1 protein-coding gene and 1 pseudogene are annotated in these 1,194 nt (G+C 52.3%); both read left to right on the top strand.

The window, feature by feature from the left end; genetic code table 11:
- Positions 1–192: 192 nt before the first annotated feature.
- Complete coding sequence (locus CW742_RS14020; RefSeq protein WP_292421441.1) at positions 193–756, top strand: chemotaxis protein CheW; 564 nt, start codon at positions 193–195, stop codon at positions 754–756.
- A gap of 58 nt (positions 757–814) precedes the next feature.
- Positions 815–1,194 (top strand): annotated as a pseudogene (locus CW742_RS14025) (methyl-accepting chemotaxis protein); the annotation flags it as partial.

Genomic DNA, 1,194 nt, shown 5'->3' on the forward strand with positions numbered 1-1,194 from the left:
CAAGCATCAACGAGGTCGGCGGGCTCATGCAGGCAACGACCCGCGAGGCAACCGATGCTGCTGCTGCAAGCGAGGAGTCGAGCGCTGCAATCGACCAGATCACCAAAGTCGTTGCGAACGTGAACACGATCGTTGATAAAGTGACAAAAGAAGTCTCGAAGTTCCGGTGCTGAACCCAAAAGAGGATGTGCCATGACCAGAGAATCCACGCAAAAAACCCAAGAGAAGATCCCGGCCGAAACCGACACTCCGGCACCGGAAACCGTATCGTCAAAAAATTCCCGTTCGTCCGGCACCCTCCAGGTTGTTGAGTTCCTGCTGGGGAACGAGTACTATGCTATCGATCTCTTCGATGTCAGGGAGGTTGTGGAGTATACCACCATCACGCAGCTTCCCGACACACCCGGGTACATGAAGGGTATCATCGATCTCCGGGGAGAGATAACAACGATCATAGACTTGAAAGAACGCCTCAACATCACGGTAGCGTCCGGGCAGCCGGTCGAGAACAGCCGGATCATCGTGCTTGACGAGAAGATAACAAAAGCCAAGACCGGCATCATGGTTGATGATGTGCTTGCCGTTTCAACGTTCGAGCGCGGAGACATCGATTCAACTTCTGCATCAAGCGCCCGCGAAGATGCCGCCATCCTCGGCATCATCAAGAAGAGGGTAAAGGACAAAGAGCGCGAGCGCAACGAACTGATCATCTGGATCGACATCCGCCATCTCCTGGCAGATATCGGACAGAACTGACCGGCAGGAATGAGAGTCCAGCCGGATGATTAAAAAAACAACAATACAGGTGAAAGAAATGATGAATGATATTATAGACCGATTCAACCGACTCAAGATCGGGAGCAAGATCCTGATCATCTGTCTTGTACTTGTCATCGTGCCAACACTGCTTCTCGGCTCGGTGGCATACATGACGGCAAGCAACGCAATCAACAACCAGCTCGACATGACGCTGAACACACAGGTCAGCGACATCCGTTCGATGACATCGAACTCGTATGACTTGTCGAAGACCAAGCTGGACAGCGATCTCAAGCAGCTTCGTAACCGCCTGACCGCGCTTGGTACCCCATCAGCAACCAATGGCCAGATCTCGTACGGCAATACCGTCATGAACAGTAACTACGAGATTGTTGATGGTAACGAGGCGGATGTCGGCAGTAAGGCGATCATCTT

The sequence above is a fragment of the Methanoregula sp. genome, assembly GCF_002835825.1.
Taxonomy (GTDB): domain Archaea; phylum Halobacteriota; class Methanomicrobia; order Methanomicrobiales; family Methanospirillaceae; genus Methanoregula.